The sequence below is a fragment of the Pseudoroseomonas ludipueritiae genome (genome assembly GCF_014490445.1).
In the GTDB taxonomy this organism is placed as follows: Bacteria; Pseudomonadota; Alphaproteobacteria; order Acetobacterales; family Acetobacteraceae; genus Pseudoroseomonas; species Pseudoroseomonas ludipueritiae.
Map to the genome: position 1 here is coordinate 1 of NZ_JACTUZ010000345.1, position 1,164 is coordinate 1,164.

Annotated in this window: 2 protein-coding genes and 1 pseudogene; all 3 read right to left on the reverse strand. The window is 70.4% G+C overall.

Annotation, left to right across the window (positions count from 1 at the left end):
- A pseudogene (locus IBL25_RS26240) lies at positions 1-448 on the reverse strand (hypothetical protein); the annotation flags it as partial.
- Positions 449-519: 71 nt separating this feature from the next.
- On the reverse strand, positions 520-867 hold the full coding sequence (locus IBL25_RS26245; RefSeq protein ID WP_187781362.1) for a hypothetical protein: 348 nt from the start codon (positions 865-867) through the stop codon (positions 520-522).
- Positions 868-963: 96 nt separating this feature from the next.
- A partial coding sequence (locus IBL25_RS26250; protein WP_187781363.1) for a hypothetical protein occupies positions 964-1,164 on the reverse strand: 201 nt, incomplete at its 5' end.

A 1,164-nucleotide genomic window follows, 5' to 3' on the forward strand; every position in this document is an offset into this window, starting at 1 on the left:
CGGGGCCCGGCGCGCCCGGCAGCGGCGGGGGCGGCGGCGCCGAGGAGGCGCCGGGCCCACGGGCCGAGAGCAGGAAGAAGACGATGGCGTTGCGCCCCTGGTCCACGGCGGATTCCAGCGGCGTCAGCCCCAGCACGTTATGGCCGTTAAGATCGGCGCCACGCGCTACCGCGTCCTGTGCCGAGGCGAGGTCACCACGGTTGATCGAGTCGAACAGCGCCTCGGTCGGGCCGAGGTTGTTGAAATTGGCATCCGGCGGAATGGCCGGCGCGGCATTGCGGTTGGCCAGCCCTGGCAGCGCCGGCGGTGGCGCGGCGGAGGAAGCGGCCGGCGCGTTCGGCGTCATGGGCCCACGGCCCATCTGGGCCTTGGCCGGCAGGCCCGGCAGCAGCACGGCGGCCAGGGCGGCGAGAGGCAGAAAGCGGGTGGGGGAGATCGAACGGCGCATAACGGCACCTTTAGAAGAAAAGCGGCGGGGTTGGGAACCTGAACAACGCGTGGAAGGGCCAGATTGGCGTTTCAGCAGCCCTCACCATTCAGCGTGAAGCTCTCGACCCGCTGGTTCCGCAGGGCGAAGGTGATGTCGCATTGCAGTTCCGCATAGGCGGGCGTGTTCATCCAGGGGCGATAGCGCCAATAGCCATAGCCATAGAAGGGATCGGGCTGGGAGACGGCCACGGTGGTGCGGCGCTCGAATTGCAGGAAGCGGCGGCCTTCCGTCTCGTAGCTGCGCACGGGCACGCCCATGCCGGATACCAGTTCGCCCTCGCTACGGCCGATATAGGCCGAGAGGCGCTGGCTCAGCGTCGGGCCGACCGCGCAGGCGCCCAGCACCAGGGGCAGCAGAAGAACGGGTAGGCTCCGCATGACGCTTTCTCCAAGGCCTGGCGAACGCCCGGCCACCAGGCCGCTGTCATACAGGATAAACCAATACCTTACAGCAGCGTTGCAGGCCGACGCGCGTTAGCGCCCCTCCCGCCGCCAGGCCAGCACGGCGATGCCCAGCACCAGCGGCAGCGCCAGCCAGGGCGGCAGCAGCGGCAGGGCGGAAACACCGGTCACGACATGGTCCTGGTTGCGCCGCAGCCCCAGCCAGCCGCTGCCGGAGCCGCCCGCCATGTCCCGCCCGGCCGCCACGCGGCGCAGTTCCGGCACCGCCGGCGC